13 protein-coding genes are annotated in these 16,761 nt (G+C 60.9%); 11 read left to right on the forward strand and 2 right to left on the reverse strand.

The genetic code is table 11. The features are described from left to right. The first annotated feature begins 7 nt into the window (after positions 1-7). From L904_RS24275 to panB, 6 genes are all read left to right on the forward strand, one after another. A complete protein-coding gene (locus L904_RS24275; protein WP_035259638.1) occupies positions 8-1,609 on the forward strand; it encodes a carboxyl transferase domain-containing protein in 1,602 nt (533 codons plus the stop codon). A 7-nt stretch (positions 1,610-1,616) separates the two neighbouring features. Further along, entirely contained in the window at positions 1,617-3,608 is a 1,992-nt protein-coding gene (locus tag L904_RS24280; RefSeq protein ID WP_059762687.1) for an acetyl/propionyl/methylcrotonyl-CoA carboxylase subunit alpha, read from the forward strand. Position 3,609: 1 nt separating this feature from the next. After that, positions 3,610-4,536: a hydroxymethylglutaryl-CoA lyase gene (locus L904_RS24285; RefSeq protein WP_035259775.1), complete on the forward strand. Its 927-nt coding sequence runs from the start codon at positions 3,610-3,612 to the stop codon at positions 4,534-4,536. Next, the gene (locus L904_RS24290; RefSeq protein WP_035259772.1) at positions 4,526-5,296 is read left to right on the forward strand and encodes an enoyl-CoA hydratase-related protein; all 771 of its coding nucleotides are present in this window, start codon (positions 4,526-4,528) and stop codon (positions 5,294-5,296) included. The genes L904_RS24285 and L904_RS24290 overlap by 11 nt, the downstream gene beginning before the upstream one ends. A 150-nt stretch (positions 5,297-5,446) precedes the next feature. Continuing rightward, on the forward strand, positions 5,447-6,325 hold the full coding sequence (gene panC / locus L904_RS24295; protein ID WP_059762685.1) for a pantoate--beta-alanine ligase: 879 nt from the start codon (positions 5,447-5,449) through the stop codon (positions 6,323-6,325). Continuing rightward, positions 6,322-7,161, forward strand: a complete 840-nt coding sequence (gene panB, locus L904_RS24300) for a 3-methyl-2-oxobutanoate hydroxymethyltransferase (protein WP_035262541.1) — start codon at positions 6,322-6,324, stop codon at positions 7,159-7,161. The genes panC and panB overlap by 4 nt, the downstream gene beginning before the upstream one ends. Before the next feature lie 188 nt (positions 7,162-7,349). Here panB and rhaI read toward each other — a convergent pair whose 3' ends face one another. Both rhaI and L904_RS24310 read right to left on the reverse strand, forming a co-directional pair. Next, positions 7,350-8,642, reverse strand: a complete 1,293-nt coding sequence (rhaI, locus tag L904_RS24305; protein WP_035262549.1) for an L-rhamnose catabolism isomerase — start codon at positions 8,640-8,642, stop codon at positions 7,350-7,352. Between the two features lie 151 nt (positions 8,643-8,793). After that, positions 8,794-10,890, reverse strand: a complete 2,097-nt coding sequence (locus tag L904_RS24310) for a bifunctional rhamnulose-1-phosphate aldolase/short-chain dehydrogenase (RefSeq protein WP_035262538.1) — start codon at positions 10,888-10,890, stop codon at positions 8,794-8,796. A gap of 200 nt (positions 10,891-11,090) precedes the next feature. Here L904_RS24310 and L904_RS24315 point away from each other — a divergent pair, with 200 nt between their 5' ends. The 5 genes from L904_RS24315 (at position 11,091) to L904_RS24335 (ending at position 16,760) form a co-directional block, all read left to right on the forward strand. Then, the gene (locus tag L904_RS24315) at positions 11,091-11,921 is read left to right on the forward strand and encodes a DeoR/GlpR family DNA-binding transcription regulator (protein ID WP_035262536.1); all 831 of its coding nucleotides are present in this window, start codon (positions 11,091-11,093) and stop codon (positions 11,919-11,921) included. A gap of 47 nt (positions 11,922-11,968) precedes the next feature. After that, positions 11,969-12,979, forward strand: coding sequence for a rhamnose ABC transporter substrate-binding protein (gene rhaS / locus L904_RS24320; protein ID WP_035262533.1), 1,011 nt, complete (start codon positions 11,969-11,971; stop codon positions 12,977-12,979). A 223-nt stretch (positions 12,980-13,202) separates the two neighbouring features. Further along, positions 13,203-14,738 carry a sugar ABC transporter ATP-binding protein gene (locus L904_RS24325; RefSeq protein ID WP_051671882.1) on the forward strand — a complete coding sequence of 512 codons (1,536 nt, stop codon included), beginning with the start codon at positions 13,203-13,205 and terminating at the stop codon, positions 14,736-14,738. Positions 14,739-14,751: 13 nt separating this feature from the next. Further along, entirely contained in the window at positions 14,752-15,753 is a 1,002-nt protein-coding gene (locus L904_RS24330; protein WP_035262544.1) for an ABC transporter permease, read from the forward strand. Next, positions 15,750-16,760, forward strand: a complete 1,011-nt coding sequence (locus L904_RS24335) for an ABC transporter permease (RefSeq protein ID WP_035262531.1) — start codon at positions 15,750-15,752, stop codon at positions 16,758-16,760. The genes L904_RS24330 and L904_RS24335 overlap by 4 nt, the downstream gene beginning before the upstream one ends. Position 16,761 lies beyond the last annotated feature (1 nt).

The following is a 16,761-nucleotide window of genomic DNA, read 5'->3' on the forward strand; positions in this document are numbered from 1 at the left end:
ACACGCGATGAAGCTAACATCCAGTCTGAACCGCGATCCAACCTTTGCCGCCAATGTGGAATTCATGTCGGGTCTGGTGGATGACCTGCGGCAGCACGTCGAAAAAATCTCCAGAGGCGGCGGCGACAAGGCCCGTGAACGGCATCTTTCCCGCGGCAAATTGCTGGCGCGTGACCGGATCGAAGCGCTTCTCGATCCCGGCAGTCCATTCCTCGAATTTTCGCAATTTGCAGCTTACGAGGTCTATGACGAACCCGTTCCCGCCGCTGGCATCGTCACCGGCATCGGCCGGGTCTCGGGCCGGGAATGTGTGATCGTCGCCAATGATGCGACGGTGAAAGGCGGCACTTACTATCCGCTGACGGTGAAGAAACATCTGCGCGCACAGGAGATCGCCACGGAGAACCGGCTGCCCTGCATCTATCTGGTGGATTCCGGCGGCGCGAATCTGCCCAATCAGGACGAGGTGTTTCCCGACCGAGATCATTTCGGCCGCATCTTCTATAATCAGGCCAATATGTCGGCGGAAGGCATCGCCCAAATCGCCGTGGTGATGGGCAGTTGCACGGCGGGCGGGGCTTATGTGCCCGCAATGAGCGACCAGTCGGTGATCGTCAAAAATCAGGGCACGATCTTTCTCGGCGGCCCGCCGCTGGTGAAGGCCGCGACCGGCGAGGTGGTGAGTGCGGAAAAGCTGGGCGGCGCGGATGTGCATTCGCGGCAATCGGGCGTCACCGATCATTACGCCCACGACGACCGCCACGCGCTGGCGCTGACCCGGCGGATCGTTTCCACGCTGAACCGCCGCAAACAGGTGAAACTGGATATTCGCGAGCCGGCGGAGCCGCTTTATCCGGCAGATGAACTTTATGGCATCGTACCCGCCGATACGCGAAAACCCTTCGAAGTGCGGGAGATCATCGCGCGTCTGGTGGACGGTTCCGAATTCGATGAGTTCAAGGCGCTTTACGGCACGACTTTGGTCTGCGGTTTCGCCCATATCCATGGCTATCCTGTCGGCATCGTCGCCAATAACGGCATTCTTTTCTCGGAATCAGCGCTCAAAGGCACACATTTCATCGAACTCTGCTGCCAGCGCGGTATTCCCCTCGTTTTCCTGCAAAACATCACCGGCTTCATGGTCGGCAAGGCCTATGAGGCGGGCGGTATCGCCAAGGATGGCGCCAAGCTCGTCACCGCCGTCGCATCGGCAAGGGTGCCGAAATTCACCGTCATCATCGGCGGCTCGTTCGGGGCCGGCAATTACGGCATGTGCGGGCGGGCCTATTCACCGCGCTTTTTGTGGATGTGGCCGAATGCCCGCATTTCCGTGATGGGCGGCGAACAGGCGGCATCGGTTCTGGCGCAAATCCGCCGCGACGGCATCGAGGCCGATGGCCGCCACTGGTCGAAGGAAGGGGAAGAGGCGTTCAAACAGCCGATCCGGGAAAAATACGAGCGGGAGGGTCATCCCTATTATGCAAGCGCCAGACTTTGGGACGATGGCATCATAGACCCGAAGGATACACGCCTCGTGCTCGGTCTCGGTCTTTCCGCCGCGCTCAATGCACCTATAGAACTCACCCGTTTCGGCATATTCAGGATGTGAGGCGACCATGTTCTCGAAAATACTGATCGCCAACAGAGGCGAAATCGCCTGCCGCATCATCCGCACCGCCGCCAAGATGGGTATCCGCACCGTCGCAGTCTATTCGGACGCCGACCGTGACGCCATGCATGTGGCGCTTGCCGACGAGGCCATCGCCATTGGCGCAGCACCCGCGCGAGCCTCCTATCTCGACGGCGAAAAAATCATCGCCGCCGCAAAAGCCTGCGGCGCGCAGGCCATTCATCCGGGTTACGGTTTCCTTTCGGAAAATGCCGGCTTCGCCGAAGCCTGCGCCGCCGCCGATCTCGTATTCATTGGCCCGCGGGCAGCGGCAATCCGCGCCATGGGTGGAAAAAGCGAGGCAAAGGCGCTGATGGCAGAGGCCGGTGTTCCGGTCGTTCCCGGCTATCACGGTAAGGATCAGGCGCAGGAACGGCTGGGCAACGAAGCGGACGCCATAGGTTATCCCGTTCTGCTCAAGGCCTCGGCCGGCGGTGGCGGCAAGGGTATGCGTATCGTCCGGCAAAAGCGCGACTTCGCGGCGGAGCTTGCGGGCGCAAAACGCGAAGCGCTGGCCGCTTTCGGCAATGACCGCATGCTGATCGAAAAATATCTCGAGCGGCCGCGCCATGTGGAAGTGCAGGTCTTTGCCGATGGCCACGGCAATTGTGTTTCGCTTTTCGAGCGCGATTGCTCGATCCAGCGCCGGCACCAGAAGGTCATAGAGGAAGCCCCTGCCCCCGGCCTGCCCGATGCGCTTCGAAAGCGCATGTATGAAGCGGCGGTCGCCGCCGCCCGCGCCATCGATTATCGCGGCGCGGGAACGGTGGAATTCCTGCTCGACCCTTCCGGCGACTTCTATTTCATGGAAATGAATACGAGGCTTCAGGTCGAACATCCGGTGACGGAATATATTACCGGTCTCGACCTGGTCGAATGGCAGATCCGCGTCGCCAACGGAGAGGCCCTACCGGAAGACTGGACCGGACTCAGCATAAACGGCCATGCCATCGAGGCGCGGATTTACGCCGAAGACCCGGCGCATGATTTCCTGCCGTCGATCGGCACCATCAGCCATCTCGTTTTTCCCGATCAGGGCCTTCACGTCAGGATCGACAGTGGCATCCGCGCCGGCGACGCCATCACCGTGCATTACGATCCGATGATCGCCAAGCTGATCGTCTGGGACCGTGATCGCCCCTCGGCGGTACGACGTCTGCGGTTGGCGCTCGAAAATCTGGCGATCTGCGGCGTCACCAGCAATGCCGCCTTTCTGACGCGGCTTGCGGGACTGGCGGCCTTTGCGAACGCCGATCTCGACACCGGTTTCATCGCCCGTAACGAAGCGGCGCTGTTTGCTCCGGCAGCAACGGACGGGAACGAGGTAGCCATGGCCGCGCTTGGCCTGCTGCTTGCGCGGCAAAAAAACGGAAAGTCAAGTTCACAGGCCGATCCCCATAGCCCGTGGAACATGACGGCCGCCTTCCGCCTCAACGCGCCGGCAAGGGAAACGCTGTATTTCGTGTTTGACAACCAGCCGCTTGGCGTCGGCGTCACACATGAGGCGGACGGTTTTTCGCTGGAGATCGACGGACGGGCGATCCGCGCCCATGGCATCCTCTCGGATGACGGTAAATTCCGTGCGACCGTGGAAGACAGGAAAAGGCAGGGCTATTTCTTTGCAGAGGATGGCCGGTACACGCTTTTTCTGGATGGCGAACACTATCGTGTCAGCCAGCCGGATCCCGTCGATATCGCGGATTCCGCTCCCCATACCGGCGGTCTGGAAGCACCCATGCCCGGCGTCATCCGCGCCTTGCTGAGCAGCAACGGTGCTGCGGTTGAGGCCGGCGAAGCGCTTGTGGTGATGGAGGCGATGAAAATGGAGCACACGATCCGTGCACCGGCGAAAGGCACCGTCACGGCCATCAATTGCATTGAGGGCGATATGGTCGCGGCCGGTGCGGTGCTGGTGGATTTCGAGCCGGAGGGCGGCTGAGATGAGCTGGCCGCGAAAGGTAAAAATCGTCGAAGTGGGCGCGCGTGATGGCTTGCAGAACGAAAGCGCCGAGGTTCCAGCCGCCATCAAGATCGAGCTGATCGAACGGCTGGCCGCAGCCGGATTGGCGGCGGTGGAAGCGGGTGCTTTCGTCTCACCCAAAAAAGTGCCGCAAATGGCGGGTTCGAAAGAGGTGTTCCAGGGCCTCGAACGGCGACCCGGCACCGCCTATCCGGCGCTCGTTCCCAATATGAAAGGTTTCGAGGCCGCCCTTGATGCCGGCGTGACGGAAATCGCCGTTTTCGTCTCCGCATCCGAAGGGTTCAGCCAGCACAATATCGGCTGCTCGCGTGCGGAAAGCCTCGAGCGCCTGCGCGATGTCGCATCAGTCTCGGCTGGCCGGAATATCCTCATGCGCGGTTACGTCTCCTGCATAGCCGGTTGCCCCTATGACGGTACGGTTGCACCCGATGAGGTGGCGGCGATGGCCGAAGCGCTTATCGCTCTGGGCTGTTACGAAATCTCGCTCGGCGATACGATCGGCGTCGGCACGGCGGACCAGATTCGTAGTCTCATCAAGCGGGTGTCTGCCCGCATCCCGCGTGAAAAACTCGCCATGCATTTCCACGATACCTATGGGCAGGGCGTCGCCAATGTTCTGGCCTCGCTTGATGAAGGTATCTCTGTCTTCGACAGTTCGTTGGCCGGGCTGGGCGGTTGCCCCTTTGCGCCGGGCGCCAGCGGCAATGTCGCCACCGAAGATGTCGTTTATCTGCTGCAGGGGCTTGGCATTAAAACCGGTATCGACCTGATGGCGGTGGCGAAAACCGGAGACTGGATCAGCCGGCATCTCGGCAGACCGAATGCGGCCCGCGCCGGCAAGGCGCTGCTTGCGGCAAGACAGGAGGGTGACGCGCATGGCGGATGAGTTGCTGAGCGAAAGACGCAAGGACGTTCTCTGGCTGACGCTTAACCGGCCGGAGGTGCACAATGCCTTGAATGCCGCGATGACGGACGCCCTGACGACGGCCATCCGCGCGGCATCTGGCAACCACGCCCTGCGCGCCGTGGTGATAACGGCCGCGGGAGACCGCAGCTTCTGCTCCGGGGCCGATCTGAAGGAAAGCGCCGGCGGCATGTTCCTCTCGCGGGATGGAACCAACCCTATCGCCGATGTGATGCGTGCCATCGAGGGCTGCGACAGGCCCGTCATCGCCCGCATCAACGGCCGGGTTCTGGCCGGCGGGCTTGGCCTCGTCGCCGCCTGCGATCTCGCCTATGCCGCCGACAATGCCGAATTCGGCCTGCCGGAAGTCCGCGTCGGGCTTTTCCCGGCCATGGTGGCGGCGAAGCTTCTGGCAAAGATTCCCCTTAGCCAGCTTCAGGAAATGGCCTATCTCGGCGCTGCGATAAACGCCGCTGATGCGGAGCGCCTTGGCCTCGTCAATCGGGTCGTCCCGTCGGCCGAACTCGATGTCGTGGTCGAGGATGTTCTCGCACGGTTGCGGCAGAATGCGCCGGGCGCCATCGCGGCCGGAAAAGCGGCGTTGCTGAAAATGCGCGATATGCCCTCCAGCGAGCGGCTCGCCTTTGCCGAAAGCGTCATCGCCACGATCAGCGGCAGCACCGAGGCGCGGGAGGGGCGATTGGCCTTTGCCGAAAAAAGGAAACCGCTCTGGTTGGAGTGATCGCCGTCATCTGTTCGAGCACCGGTTTTCTTAAAAGCCGTCATAGGGTTAATCGATATAATCCCGGTGCGTCCGTTGACCCCGTTCGGCAAATCGAGTTCTATCCAGCACCTTTCGCCGGGCGGTGATCGGGGAAGCCGGAGGAGACCCATGCAGCTTGTAAAAACCGTCGCCGAATTGCGGGATGCCACCGCCGCTTTTCGCCGTGCGGGCAAAACCATCGGCTTCGTGCCGACCATGGGCTTTCTCCATATCGGCCATCTGACGCTTGTTGCCCAATCCAAGGCGGAAAACGATGTGACGGTGGTTTCGATCTTCGTTAACCCATTGCAATTCGGTGCGAATGAGGATCTGGCCCGTTACCCCCGCGATCTCGCCCGCGACAGCGCATTGCTGGAAGAGGCGGGCATCGACATTCTTTTCGCACCGGAAGTCTCCGAGATGTATCCGCGCCCAATGCAGACCGTCGTGGACGTGCCCGAACTGGGCAGCCAGTTGGAAGGCGCGGTGCGGCCGGGGCATTTCGCCGGTGTGGCAACGGTGGTGACCAAGCTTTTTAACCTCGTCCAGCCGGATGCCGCCTATTTCGGCGAGAAGGATTATCAGCAGGTAACGCTGATCCGCCGCATGGTCGAGGACCTTGCCCAGCCGGTCAGGGTCGTTCCCGTCGCCACCGTGCGCGAGGCGGATGGGCTGGCCTGCTCCTCGCGTAACGTCTATCTGAGCCAAGCGGAACGCGCCGCCGCCGTGATCGTGCCGCGCGCGCTGGACGAAGCGGAACGGCTTTATGGCGAGGGCTTCGACGACCCCGCCGCATTCGAGGCGGCCATAGAAAAATTCATCGCCGCCGAGCCGCTGGCCTCACCGGAAGTCGTCGCGGTGCGTGATCCTGATACGCTCGCCCCCGTTGCTTCATTGCAGGCGGGACCGGTGCTGGTGGCGCTGTTCGTGCGCCTCGGCAGCACGAGGCTCCTCGACAACCGCGTCATCGGGCGCGACAGGATCAATCAACGGGAGGCGGCCGAATGAGCGCCCATGGAAAACACAAGCGGCTGACGACGGCCTCCATCCGGCAGATGAAAGGCGGGGCGCGCATCGTCTGCCTCACCGCCTATACCACGCCGATTGCCCGCCTTCTCGATCCGCATTGCGATCTGCTCCTGGTCGGCGATTCCCTCGGCATGGTGCTTTACGGAATGGATACGACCGTCGGCGTCACGCTGGATATGATGATCGCCCATGGCCGCGCCGTCATGCGCAGCGTCGAACATGCCTGCGTCATCGTCGATCTTCCCTTCGGAACCTATCAGGAATCCAAGGAACAGGCGTTCCGCAATGCCGTGCGGCTGATGCAGGAAACCGGCTGCGATGGCGTGAAGCTGGAAGGCGGCGAGGAAATGGCGGAGACCATCGCCTTTCTGGTGGCGCGCGGCATTCCGGTATTCGGCCATGTCGGGCTGATGCCGCAGCTGGTGCACACCGCCGGCGGCTTCCGTTCGCTCGGGCATTCGGATGCGGAAACGCAGAATATCTGGCGCGATGCGATTGCGGTGGATCAGGCGGGCGCCTTCGCCATCGTCGTGGAAGGCACGGTCGAGCCGCTCGCCCGCGAACTGACCGAAAAACTCGCAGCGCCCACGGTTGGCATCGGCGCATCGCCGGCCTGCGATGGGCAGGTGCTCGTTTCCGACGACATGCTTGGCCTTTTCACCGATTTCAAGCCGAAATTCGTCAAGCGTTTCGCCGATCTTGGCCCGACGGTCTCCGAAGCAGCGGCGGCCTACGCCGATGAAGTTCGCTCGGGGGCGTTTCCCGGGCCTGAACATACATTTCAGGTACGCCGGCAATCGCCTTCGGGGAAGTAATGAAGGCGCGCAGCGAGCGGGCGCTCGTGACTAACACCTTCACCTTCGTCATACTCGGGCCTGTCCCGAGCATCTGCTGCGTATCGATTCTATGCGACGCTGGCAGATCCTCGGCACAAGGCCGAGGATGACGTCGAGATAGTGTGTAGTCAGCCTCGGCTTCCCTCCTAATTCCAGCGACACCGGATCTACACAATCCCGCCGCTGCCGCCAACCGAAGCCGGGCGCTTCGCCGCAACATGGCTGCGATAGCCGCTCGCACGATAGGTCGCGACCGGATCGATAGCGCCGCCCGCCAATTGCCGCGCCTGGGCAAGAATCGGTTCGACATCGGTGCGATAGGCCCGCTTCAGCATATCGGAAGCCATCAGCGCATCATTGTCCTGCTGAAAGCCGTCGAGAGCCGCGCGATCCACCAGCAGCGCCTGCGCATAGGCGCGGCGGATTTCGTTGGCGCTGGAGATCAGGCTTTCGATCGGGTCCGTCACATTGTGCGACTGGTCGATCATATGGGCGGGATGGAAACCCTTCACGCCGCGATACTCGGCATCCACCAGCTCGTTGAAAACGAGGAACAGGCGGTATGGCTCGATTGAACCGGCATCCAGATCGTCATCGCCATATTTGCTGTCATTGAAGTGGAAACCGCCGAGCTTGCCGAACTGGATGAGCCGGGCGACGATCATCTCGATATTGGTGTTCGGCGCATGGTGGCCGAGATCGACGAGGCAGAAGGCCTTTTCGCCGAGCGTATTGGCGATGAGGTAATTGGTGCCCCAGTCCTGCACGACGGTCGAATAGAAGGCCGGCTCGTACATCTTGTGTTCGGAAAAGATGCGCCAGTCATCCGGCAACGCCTTGTAGATATCGGCCATGGCGGCGAGATAGCGCTCGAAACTTCTGGTGAAATTGCTCTGGCCGGGAAAGTTCGAGCCATCACCCACCCACACCGTCAGCGCTTTTGAGCCGATGGCATTGCCGATCTCGATACATTCGATGTTGTGCTCGACGGCCTGCCGGCGCGTGGCGGCGTCCGTGTGGCTGAGCGAACCGTATTTGTAGGAATGGCTCTGGCCGGGCGCATCCGAAAACGTGTTGGAATTCATGGCGTCGAAGCCGAGACCCAGCGCATCGGCATGGGCTTTCAATCGCTTCGGGTCTTCCTTGTCCCACGGAATATGCAGGGAGACATTAGGGGTGGCGCGTGTCAGCTGGTTGATGACGGCGCAATCGTCCAGCTTGTCGAAAATGCCGCGCGGCTCACCCGTGCCGGGAAACCGGGCAAAGCGGGTGCCGCCGGTGCCAACGCCCCAGGAGGGCACCGCGACGAAAAATTCCGCGACCTTGGCCGTGACGGCCTCGATATCGATATTGCGGCGCGCAAGCTGGTTGCCCAGCGCCTGATAGTCGTCCTTCAGCGCCGCGGCGCGTTTGTCGTTTTCGGCCGCGATCACATCGGCGGCGATTTTCGTCTCAGTCATCTTTTCCTCCCGGGCAATGAACACAACAGGTGCTTCGGCCCGCGACGCCACCACCTCCGTCATTCCGGCTCAAGGCCGGAATGACGGAGGTGGGACTTTCGCCACTTCTCAAAGCATCCTGTCTTTTTATATGTCGGTATCCACCGACACCCTACCGTGTAAAACTCTGCGCATTACCGGCATCGACATTGATGATGTTGCCGGTCGACTTGGCGGAGGCGTCGGACGCCAGGAAGTAGATCGCCTCGGCGATATCTTCCGGGAAGACATTGAGCTTCAGCATCGAACGCTTGCGGTAATGTTCCTCGAGATCGGTCACCTCGATCTTGGAAGAGGCCGCGCGCTGCTCACGCCACTCGCCGCTCCAGATTTTCGAACCGCGCAGCACGGCATCGGGATTGACGGTATTGACACGAATGCCCGCTTCCGCCCCTTCGAGCGCGAGGCAACGGGCCAGATGAATTTCCGCCGCCTTGGCCGTGCAATAGGCGGACGCATTGGGCGAGGAAGCGAGACCGTTTTTCGAGGCGACGAAAACCACGTTGCCTCCAAGATTCTGACGCCGCAGCAACCGGAACGCTTCCCGCGAGACAAGGAAATAGCCGGTGGCGAGAATGTCGATATTCTTGCTCCACATGGCAAGCGTCGTGTCTTCCACCGGCGCGGAGGAAGCGATACCGGCATTGGAAACGAGGATATCCACGCCGCCGAATTCCACGCTCGCTTCCGCAAAGGCCGCAATGACGGCATCCTCTTTCGTCACATCCAGCTTCACGCTGCGCACCGCGTCAGTGCTGTAACGCTTGACGAAATCGCCCTTGGCGGCTTCCAGCGCCGCCTCGTCAATATCCGCCAGCACAACGCAGGCGCCCTCGCCCGCTAGCCGTTCCGCCGTCGCCCGGCCAATGCCGCCAGCACCGCCAGTGACGAATGCCACGCGGCCGGCAAGGCTCTTCGGCTTCGGCATGCGCTGAAGCTTTGCTTCTTCCAGCAGCCAATATTCGATATCGAAGGCTTCCTGCTCCGGCAGGCCCTGATATTCGGACACGGTGGAAGCACCGCGCATGACGTTGATGGCGTTGACGTAAAATTCACCTGCGATGCGGGCCGTGGCCTTGTCCTTGGCGAAGGACAACATACCGACGCCGGGGATCAGGAAAATCACCGGATTCGGATCGCGCATCTTCGGCGAATTGTCGTGGCGGCAGGCCTCGTAGTAGCGGGTATAATCGGCACGGTAAGCTTCAAGCGCCTTGTCGAGACCGGCCGTCAGCGCATCCACATCGGGATTGGCCGTATCGAGATCGAGGATCAGCGGGCGGATTTTGGTGCGCAGGAAGTGATCCGGGCAGGATGTGCCGAGATGTCCGAGCGGCTTCAGGTCTTTCGAGTTGACGAATTCGAGAACCGCGTCCTGATCGTCGAAATGGCCGAGCTTGCGTTCCTCGCGGCCGATGCGGCCACGGATTTCCGGCATCAGTCGGGCGGCGATGGCGCGGCGTTCGGCAACCGGCAGGCTCTTCGCCACCGCGCCGCCAAAAATCGTCTTGCCTTCGGTCTTGGCCGCAAACCATTCGATCGCCTTGTTGATGATGGCGAGCGTCAGCTCGTAACACGCCTTGGCGTCGTTATCCCAGGTGAACAGGCCGTGGCTTTCCAGCACGACGCCCTTGGCCTTCGGGTTGGCCTTGACGAAAGCTTCGAGATCGAGACCGAGTTGGAAACCGGGGCGACGCCAGGGCAGCCAGCCGATATCGTCACCGAATATCTGCTGCGCCAGCTCTTTCGAATTCTTCGAAGCGGCAATGGCGATGATTGCATCGGGATGCATATGGTCGACATGATCGTAAGGCACGAAACCGTGCAGCGGCGTATCGATGGAAGCCGCGCGCGGATTGAGGTTGAAGGTACAATGCGGCAGGAAACCGACCATGCGGTCTTCATCCGCAACGCCCTTGTAAATGCCCTTCAGCGCTTCCAGCTTGTCGAGATAAAGCGTCGCAAAACCATCGAGCTTGATGGTGCCGACATCGCCGCCGGAGCCCTTCACCCACATGACGCGGACCTTCTCGCCCGTCAGCGGATCGGTCTCAAGCACCTTTGCGGATGTGTTGCCACCGCCATAATTGGTGATGCGCTTGTCGGCACCGAGCAGATTGGAGCGATAAAGCAGCTTGCCCGGCTCATCGAGCGTTTTGGCATAGGCATCATCCCAACGGCTTTCGAGAAGGCGGGATTTTCCCGTCATGTCTTCCTCCCAATATCTGTGTGCATTCGCGGAGCCGATACCGGCCCGCCTCCTTTGATGGCAGATATCGCGCATCCAAAAGCATAATGTCAATCAAAAACGATCATAAATTTTCATGTTGCAGCGCGATATTGATTAATTTGATCGTTCTTGATTGACAACGTAAAGAGATTGCGAATAATCACGATCAGGAGGACCCCATGCACGAACGCGAACGCCATCGCATCATCTTGAGCGCCACACAGGAAAAAGCTGTCGTGACGGTGCAGGATATTGCCGAACTGACGGATGCGTCGGAAGCGACGATCCGCCGGGATATCGCCTCGCTGCATGTTCAGGGCAAATTGCGCCGCGTGCGCGGCGGGGCCGAAGCGGTGCATCCGCCGCAGCTCGGCAATCTGGCCGCCCGGCCGTTCCGGGTGTCCGAATCGGTCAACATCGACAAGAAACGCGCAATTGCGCGCAAGGCGGTCGATCTGTGCCACGATGGCGATGCGATCATCCTGAATGGCGGCACGACGACATTCCAGATGGTGCACTACATGGCGGCGCGCCGCCTGCAAGTCATGACCAATTCTTTCGCCATCGCCGAGCACCTGGTCAAACATTCCAAATGCAATGTCAGCGTGCCGGGCGGCGCAATCTATCGCGACCAGAGCCTTATCCTGTCGCCTTTTGAGAATGATGCGATCCGCAATTTTTATGCGCGGCGGATTTTTCTCGGTGCGCAGGGCGTGGGCGCGCTCGGCATCATGGAATCCGACGCGCTGGTTATCCAGAGCGAGCAGAAGCTGATGCGGCAGGCGGAAGAGCTGATCGTGATGGTCGATTCTTCGAAATTCAGAAAGCGATCCAGCCTCATTTTATGCCCGCTCGAAAATGTCTCGACCATCATTACCGATGACGGGATTTCCGACGAGGCGGCGAGGATGGTGGAAGATGCCGGCGTCGAACTACTGGTCGTCGGCGCGGTGAGGGATGGCAAGACAGCCGCCCCACCGGATGAAGAGGATTCTTCTTCGGTCGCCTGAGGAGCACCGGAGGGAGGAAAAAGGTTCAAAACGGGAGGAAAAGGGACATGAAACTTACACGCAGAACATTGACGAGCGCTCTGGCGCTTGGCGCGGCGCTCTCCGTCGCAGGGCTGGGCAGCGTTGCCCAGGCCGCCGATGTGAAGATCGCACTGGTGGTCAAATCGCTCGGCAACGGCTTTTTCGAAGCCGCCAACAAGGGCGCGCAGGAGGCCGCAAAGGACCTCGGCGGCGTCGAGATCATCTATACCGGCCCGACCAGCACCACGGCGGAAGGCCAGATCGAAGTCATCAATTCGCTGATCGCGCAGGGCGTCGATGCCATCGCCATTTCCGCCAATGACCCGGATGCCGTGGTTCCGGCGCTGAAAAAGGCAGCCCAGCGCGGCATCAAGGTCATCTCCTGGGATTCCGGTGTTGCGCCGGAAGGTCGCATACTCCAGCTCAACCCCTCCTCCAACGCGCTGATAGGCAAGATGTGCCTGCAGCTCGCCGCATCGCATCTGGAAGGCGGCAAGGGCGATTTCGCCATTCTTTCGGCTACCACCACCTCCACGAACCAGAATATCTGGATCGACGAGATGAAAAAGCAGCTGAAGGATTTCCCAGGCCTCAACCTCGTCACCACGGTCTACGGCGACGATCTGGCCGACAAGAGCTACCGCGAAGCGCAGGGCCTGCTCTCCTCGCAGCCGAATGTGAAGGTCATCGTCGCGCCGACGACAGTTGGCGTTCTCGCCGCCTCGCAGGCGGTGAAGGATGCGGGCAAGATCGGTCAGGTCTATGTGACCGGCCTTGGCCTGCCGTCTGAAATGGCCGGCGCCATCAAGTCGGGCGCCACCAAGGAATTCGCCATCTGGAACCCGATCGACCTCGGTTACTCCGCCACCCAGATCGCCTATCGCCTGGTGAAGGGCGAAACCGATGGCAAGCCGGGTTCGGAAATCGAAGCCGGTCGTATGGGTAAGATCAAGGTTGGCGAAAACAGCGAAGCGGCGATGGCTGATCCGTTCATCTATGACGCGAAGAATATCGATCAGTTCTCGAAAATTTTCTGATCTAGAGAAGTGACGGCAGTGTGCGGAGGGCACCCCCCTCTGCCCTGCCGGGCATCTCCCCCTCAAGGGGGGAGATCAGCCAGATTATAACACTCGCTCACTCTCAACTTTAGTGATGGCCTCAACGGTGCCGCATATCGATCTCCCCCCTTGAGGGGGAGATGCCCGGCAGGGCAGAGGGGGGTGCCCTTCACCGCTTCAATCAAACTGACCGGTAAGACGGATGATGCGTATCGAAACGAAAATTTTAGATGTCGTCGAGGCTTCAAATTCAACGCCCATTCTGGAAATGCGCGGCATCAGCCAGATATTCCCCGGCGTCAAAGCGCTGGATGGCGTCGATATCGCGCTTTACCCCGGCAAGGTCACCGCGCTGATCGGCGAGAACGGTGCTGGTAAATCCACGCTCGTCAAAATCCTCACGGGCATCTATCGCCCCAACGAAGGCGAAATCCTTCTCGATGGTCAGCCCGTCCATTTTCACAGCGCACAGGACGCCATCGACGCCGGCGTGACCGCCATTCATCAGGAAACCGTGCTGTTCGACGAGCTCTCCGTCGGCGAAAACATCTTCCTCGGCCATGCGCCGAAGGGTCGTTTCGGCCTGATCGACTGGAAGACCATCAACACGCGCGCCAGAACCCTGCTGGAACAACTCGAAAGCACCATCGATCCGACGATCCGCCTGAAGGACTTGTCCATCGCCCAGCGCCATCTCGTCGCCATCGCCCGCGCGCTGTCGGTCGAGGCGCGCATCGTCATCATGGACGAACCGACGGCCGCCCTTTCTCGCAAGGAAATCGATGATCTCTTTCGCATCGTCGAAAACCTCAAGCGGCAGGGCAAGGCGATCCTCTTCATCAGCCACAAGTTCGACGAGGTCTATGAGATCGCCGAGAACTATGCCGTGTTCCGCGACGGCAGGATGGTTGGAGCGGGCAATCTTGCGGCCACGCCGCAGGACGAAATCGTGCGGCTGATGGTTGGCCGCGACGTGACGAACGCCTTTCCCAAGCAGGCCGTCACCCTTGGTCCGACGGTTCTTTCGGTGCGTGATTATTCGCATCAGACGGAATTCCGCGATATTTCGCTCGAACTGCGCAAGGGCGAGATTCTCGGCCTTTACGGGCTGATCGGCGCGGGGCGCTCCGAACTCTGCCAGTCGCTGTTCGGCATCACCCGCCCGGCTTCAGGGCAGGTATCGCTGGAAGGCCAGCCGCTTTCCATCCGCTCACCGGAAGACGCGATCCGTGCCGGTATCGTTTATGTGCCGGAAGAGCGCGGCCGCCACGGGCTGGCGCTGGATATGCCGATCTACCAGAACATGTCGCTGCCATCGCTCACGCGCACCTCGCGCAAGGGGTTTCTGGCCGCCGCCAATGAATTCGCGCTGGCGCGCAAATATGCCTCGCGGCTCGATCTGCGCGCGGCCGCCCTTTCGGTGCCGGTCGGCACGCTTTCAGGCGGCAACCAGCAGAAGGTGGTGATCGGCAAGTGGCTCGCCACCCAGCCGAAGGTCATCATTCTCGATGAACCCACCAAGGGCATCGATATCGGCTCCAAGGCCGCCGTGCATGGTTTCATCAGCGAGCTTGCCGCCGAGGGGCTCTCCATCATCATGATTTCATCCGAACTTCCCGAAATTCTCGGCATGTCCGACCGCGCCATCGTCATGCGCGAAGGCCTGATGGCGGGCCAGTTCGAACGCGCCGATTTTTCTCCGGAAAAGCTGGTGCGCGCCGCCACCGGCAATGCCTGAGAGGGGCAACCACATGCAACGTCTACTTAAAAATCGCGAATGGCTGCTGGCGGGCATCATCCTCATCATGATCGCCGGTTTTGCGCTGCGCGCGCCCGGTTTCAGCCGACCCGGCAATCTCGTCAATATCTTCAACGATACCTCCATCCTCATCATTCTGGCGCTCGGCCAGATGGCGGTCATTCTCACCAAATCCATCGATCTTTCGGTTGCCGCCAATCTCGCCTTCACCGGCATGGCGGTGGCGATGACCAATGCCGCCTTTCCGGGCATTCCCCTGCCGCTTCTCATCGTCATGGCGGTCGGCATCGGCGCATTTCTCGGCTCGCTCAATGGCGTACTGGTCTGGTGGCTCGGCATTCCGCCGATCGTCGTCACACTCGGCACGCTCACCATCTATCGCGGCATGGCTTTCGTTCTGTCCGGCGGCGGCTGGGTGAATGCGCATCAGCTTTCGCCGACCTTCCTCAACGTGCCGCGCACCATGATCCTCGGCATGCCGGTTCTTTCATGGGTCGCCATCCTCATCATCGCCGGCGCTTGGCTGGTTCTCAGCCGCACCTCCTTCGGCCGCTCGGCCTATGCGTCGGGCGGTAATCCGAGTGCCGCCGTCTATGCAGGCATCGATGTCGGCCGCACGCGCTTCTTCGCCTTCGTGCTGTCAGGCGCACTTGCCGGTCTCGCCAGCTATCTCTGGGTATCGCGTTATGCGGTTGCCTATGTCGATATCGCCGCTGGTTTCGAGTTGGACAGCGTGGCGGCGAATGTGATCGGCGGCATCTCGATTGCCGGCGGCATCGGCTCGGTGGCGGGTGCGGTGCTCGGCGCGCTGTTCCTCGGCGTCATCAAGAACGCCCTGCCCGTCATCGGCATCTCGCCCTTCGCGCAGATGGCGATTTCCGGCGTGGTCATCGTGCTCGCCGTCGTCTTCAACGCCCGTGCCGAAGCTCGAAAAGGCCGTATCATCCTGCGTGACCGCGCAGCAAGCGATCAGGCCAGGGAGGCCGCAGCATGAGCACGACGCCTCAACCAGCACAGAACCCGCGCATCATTCCAGACAAGCTCGGCACGCCGCTGCGCCGCATCATGGCCAGCTGGGAAGTGCTGCTGCTCGGCGTTGCGATCCTCATCTTCATCGCCAATTCGCTGGCCTCGCCCTATTTCCTCAATGCGTGGAACCTGTCGGATGCGACCTTCAATTTCACGGAAAAGGCGATCATCGCCTTCGCCATGGCGCTGCTGATCATCGCCGGTGAAATCGATCTTTCCGTCGCCGCCATCATCGCGCTCGCCTCCACCGCCATGGGCGCTGCAGTGCAGATGGGGGTCGGCACGCCCGGCCTCGTCGCCATCGGCATCGGCACCGGGCTTTTGTGCGGGGCCTTCAACGGTTTTCTGGTCGCAGGGCTGAAGCTGCCCTCCATCGTCGTCACCATCGGCACGATGAGCCTGTTTCGCGGCATTTCCTACATGGTGCTGGGCGATCAGGCCTATGGCAAATATCCCGCCGATTTTGCCTATTTCGGTCAGGGTTACGTTTTCTGGGTGATTTCTTTCGAATTCGTGCTGTTCATCGCCATGGCCGTCCTCTTCGCCGTTCTGCTGCACGCCACCAATTTCGGCCGGCAGGTCTATGTGATCGGCAATAACCCCTTCGCCGCCCGTTTCTCGGGCATTCCGGTGGAGCGGGTGAAGTTCATCCTGTTCCTGCTCACTGGCCTGATGAGCGGCATCGCTGCCGTCTGCCTCACGTCGCGGTTGGGCTCCACGCGCCCGTCCATCGCTCAAGGGTGGGAGCTTGAGGTGGTGACAATGGTAGTGCTGGGCGGTGTCTCCATCCTCGGCGGCTCCGGCACCATCGCAGGCGTTGTCATCGCCGCTTTCGTCATGGGCCTCGTCACCTTCGGGCTCGGTCTTCTGAATGTGCCTGGTATCGTCATGTCGATCTTCGTCGGTCTGCTGCTCATCGTCACCATCGCCATCCCCATCGTCGTCCGTCGCCTTCGGGCCATGAGAAGTTAAG

Source organism: Agrobacterium sp. LY4 (assembly GCF_001526585.1).
In the GTDB taxonomy this organism is placed as follows: Bacteria; Pseudomonadota; Alphaproteobacteria; order Rhizobiales; family Rhizobiaceae; genus Agrobacterium; species Agrobacterium leguminum.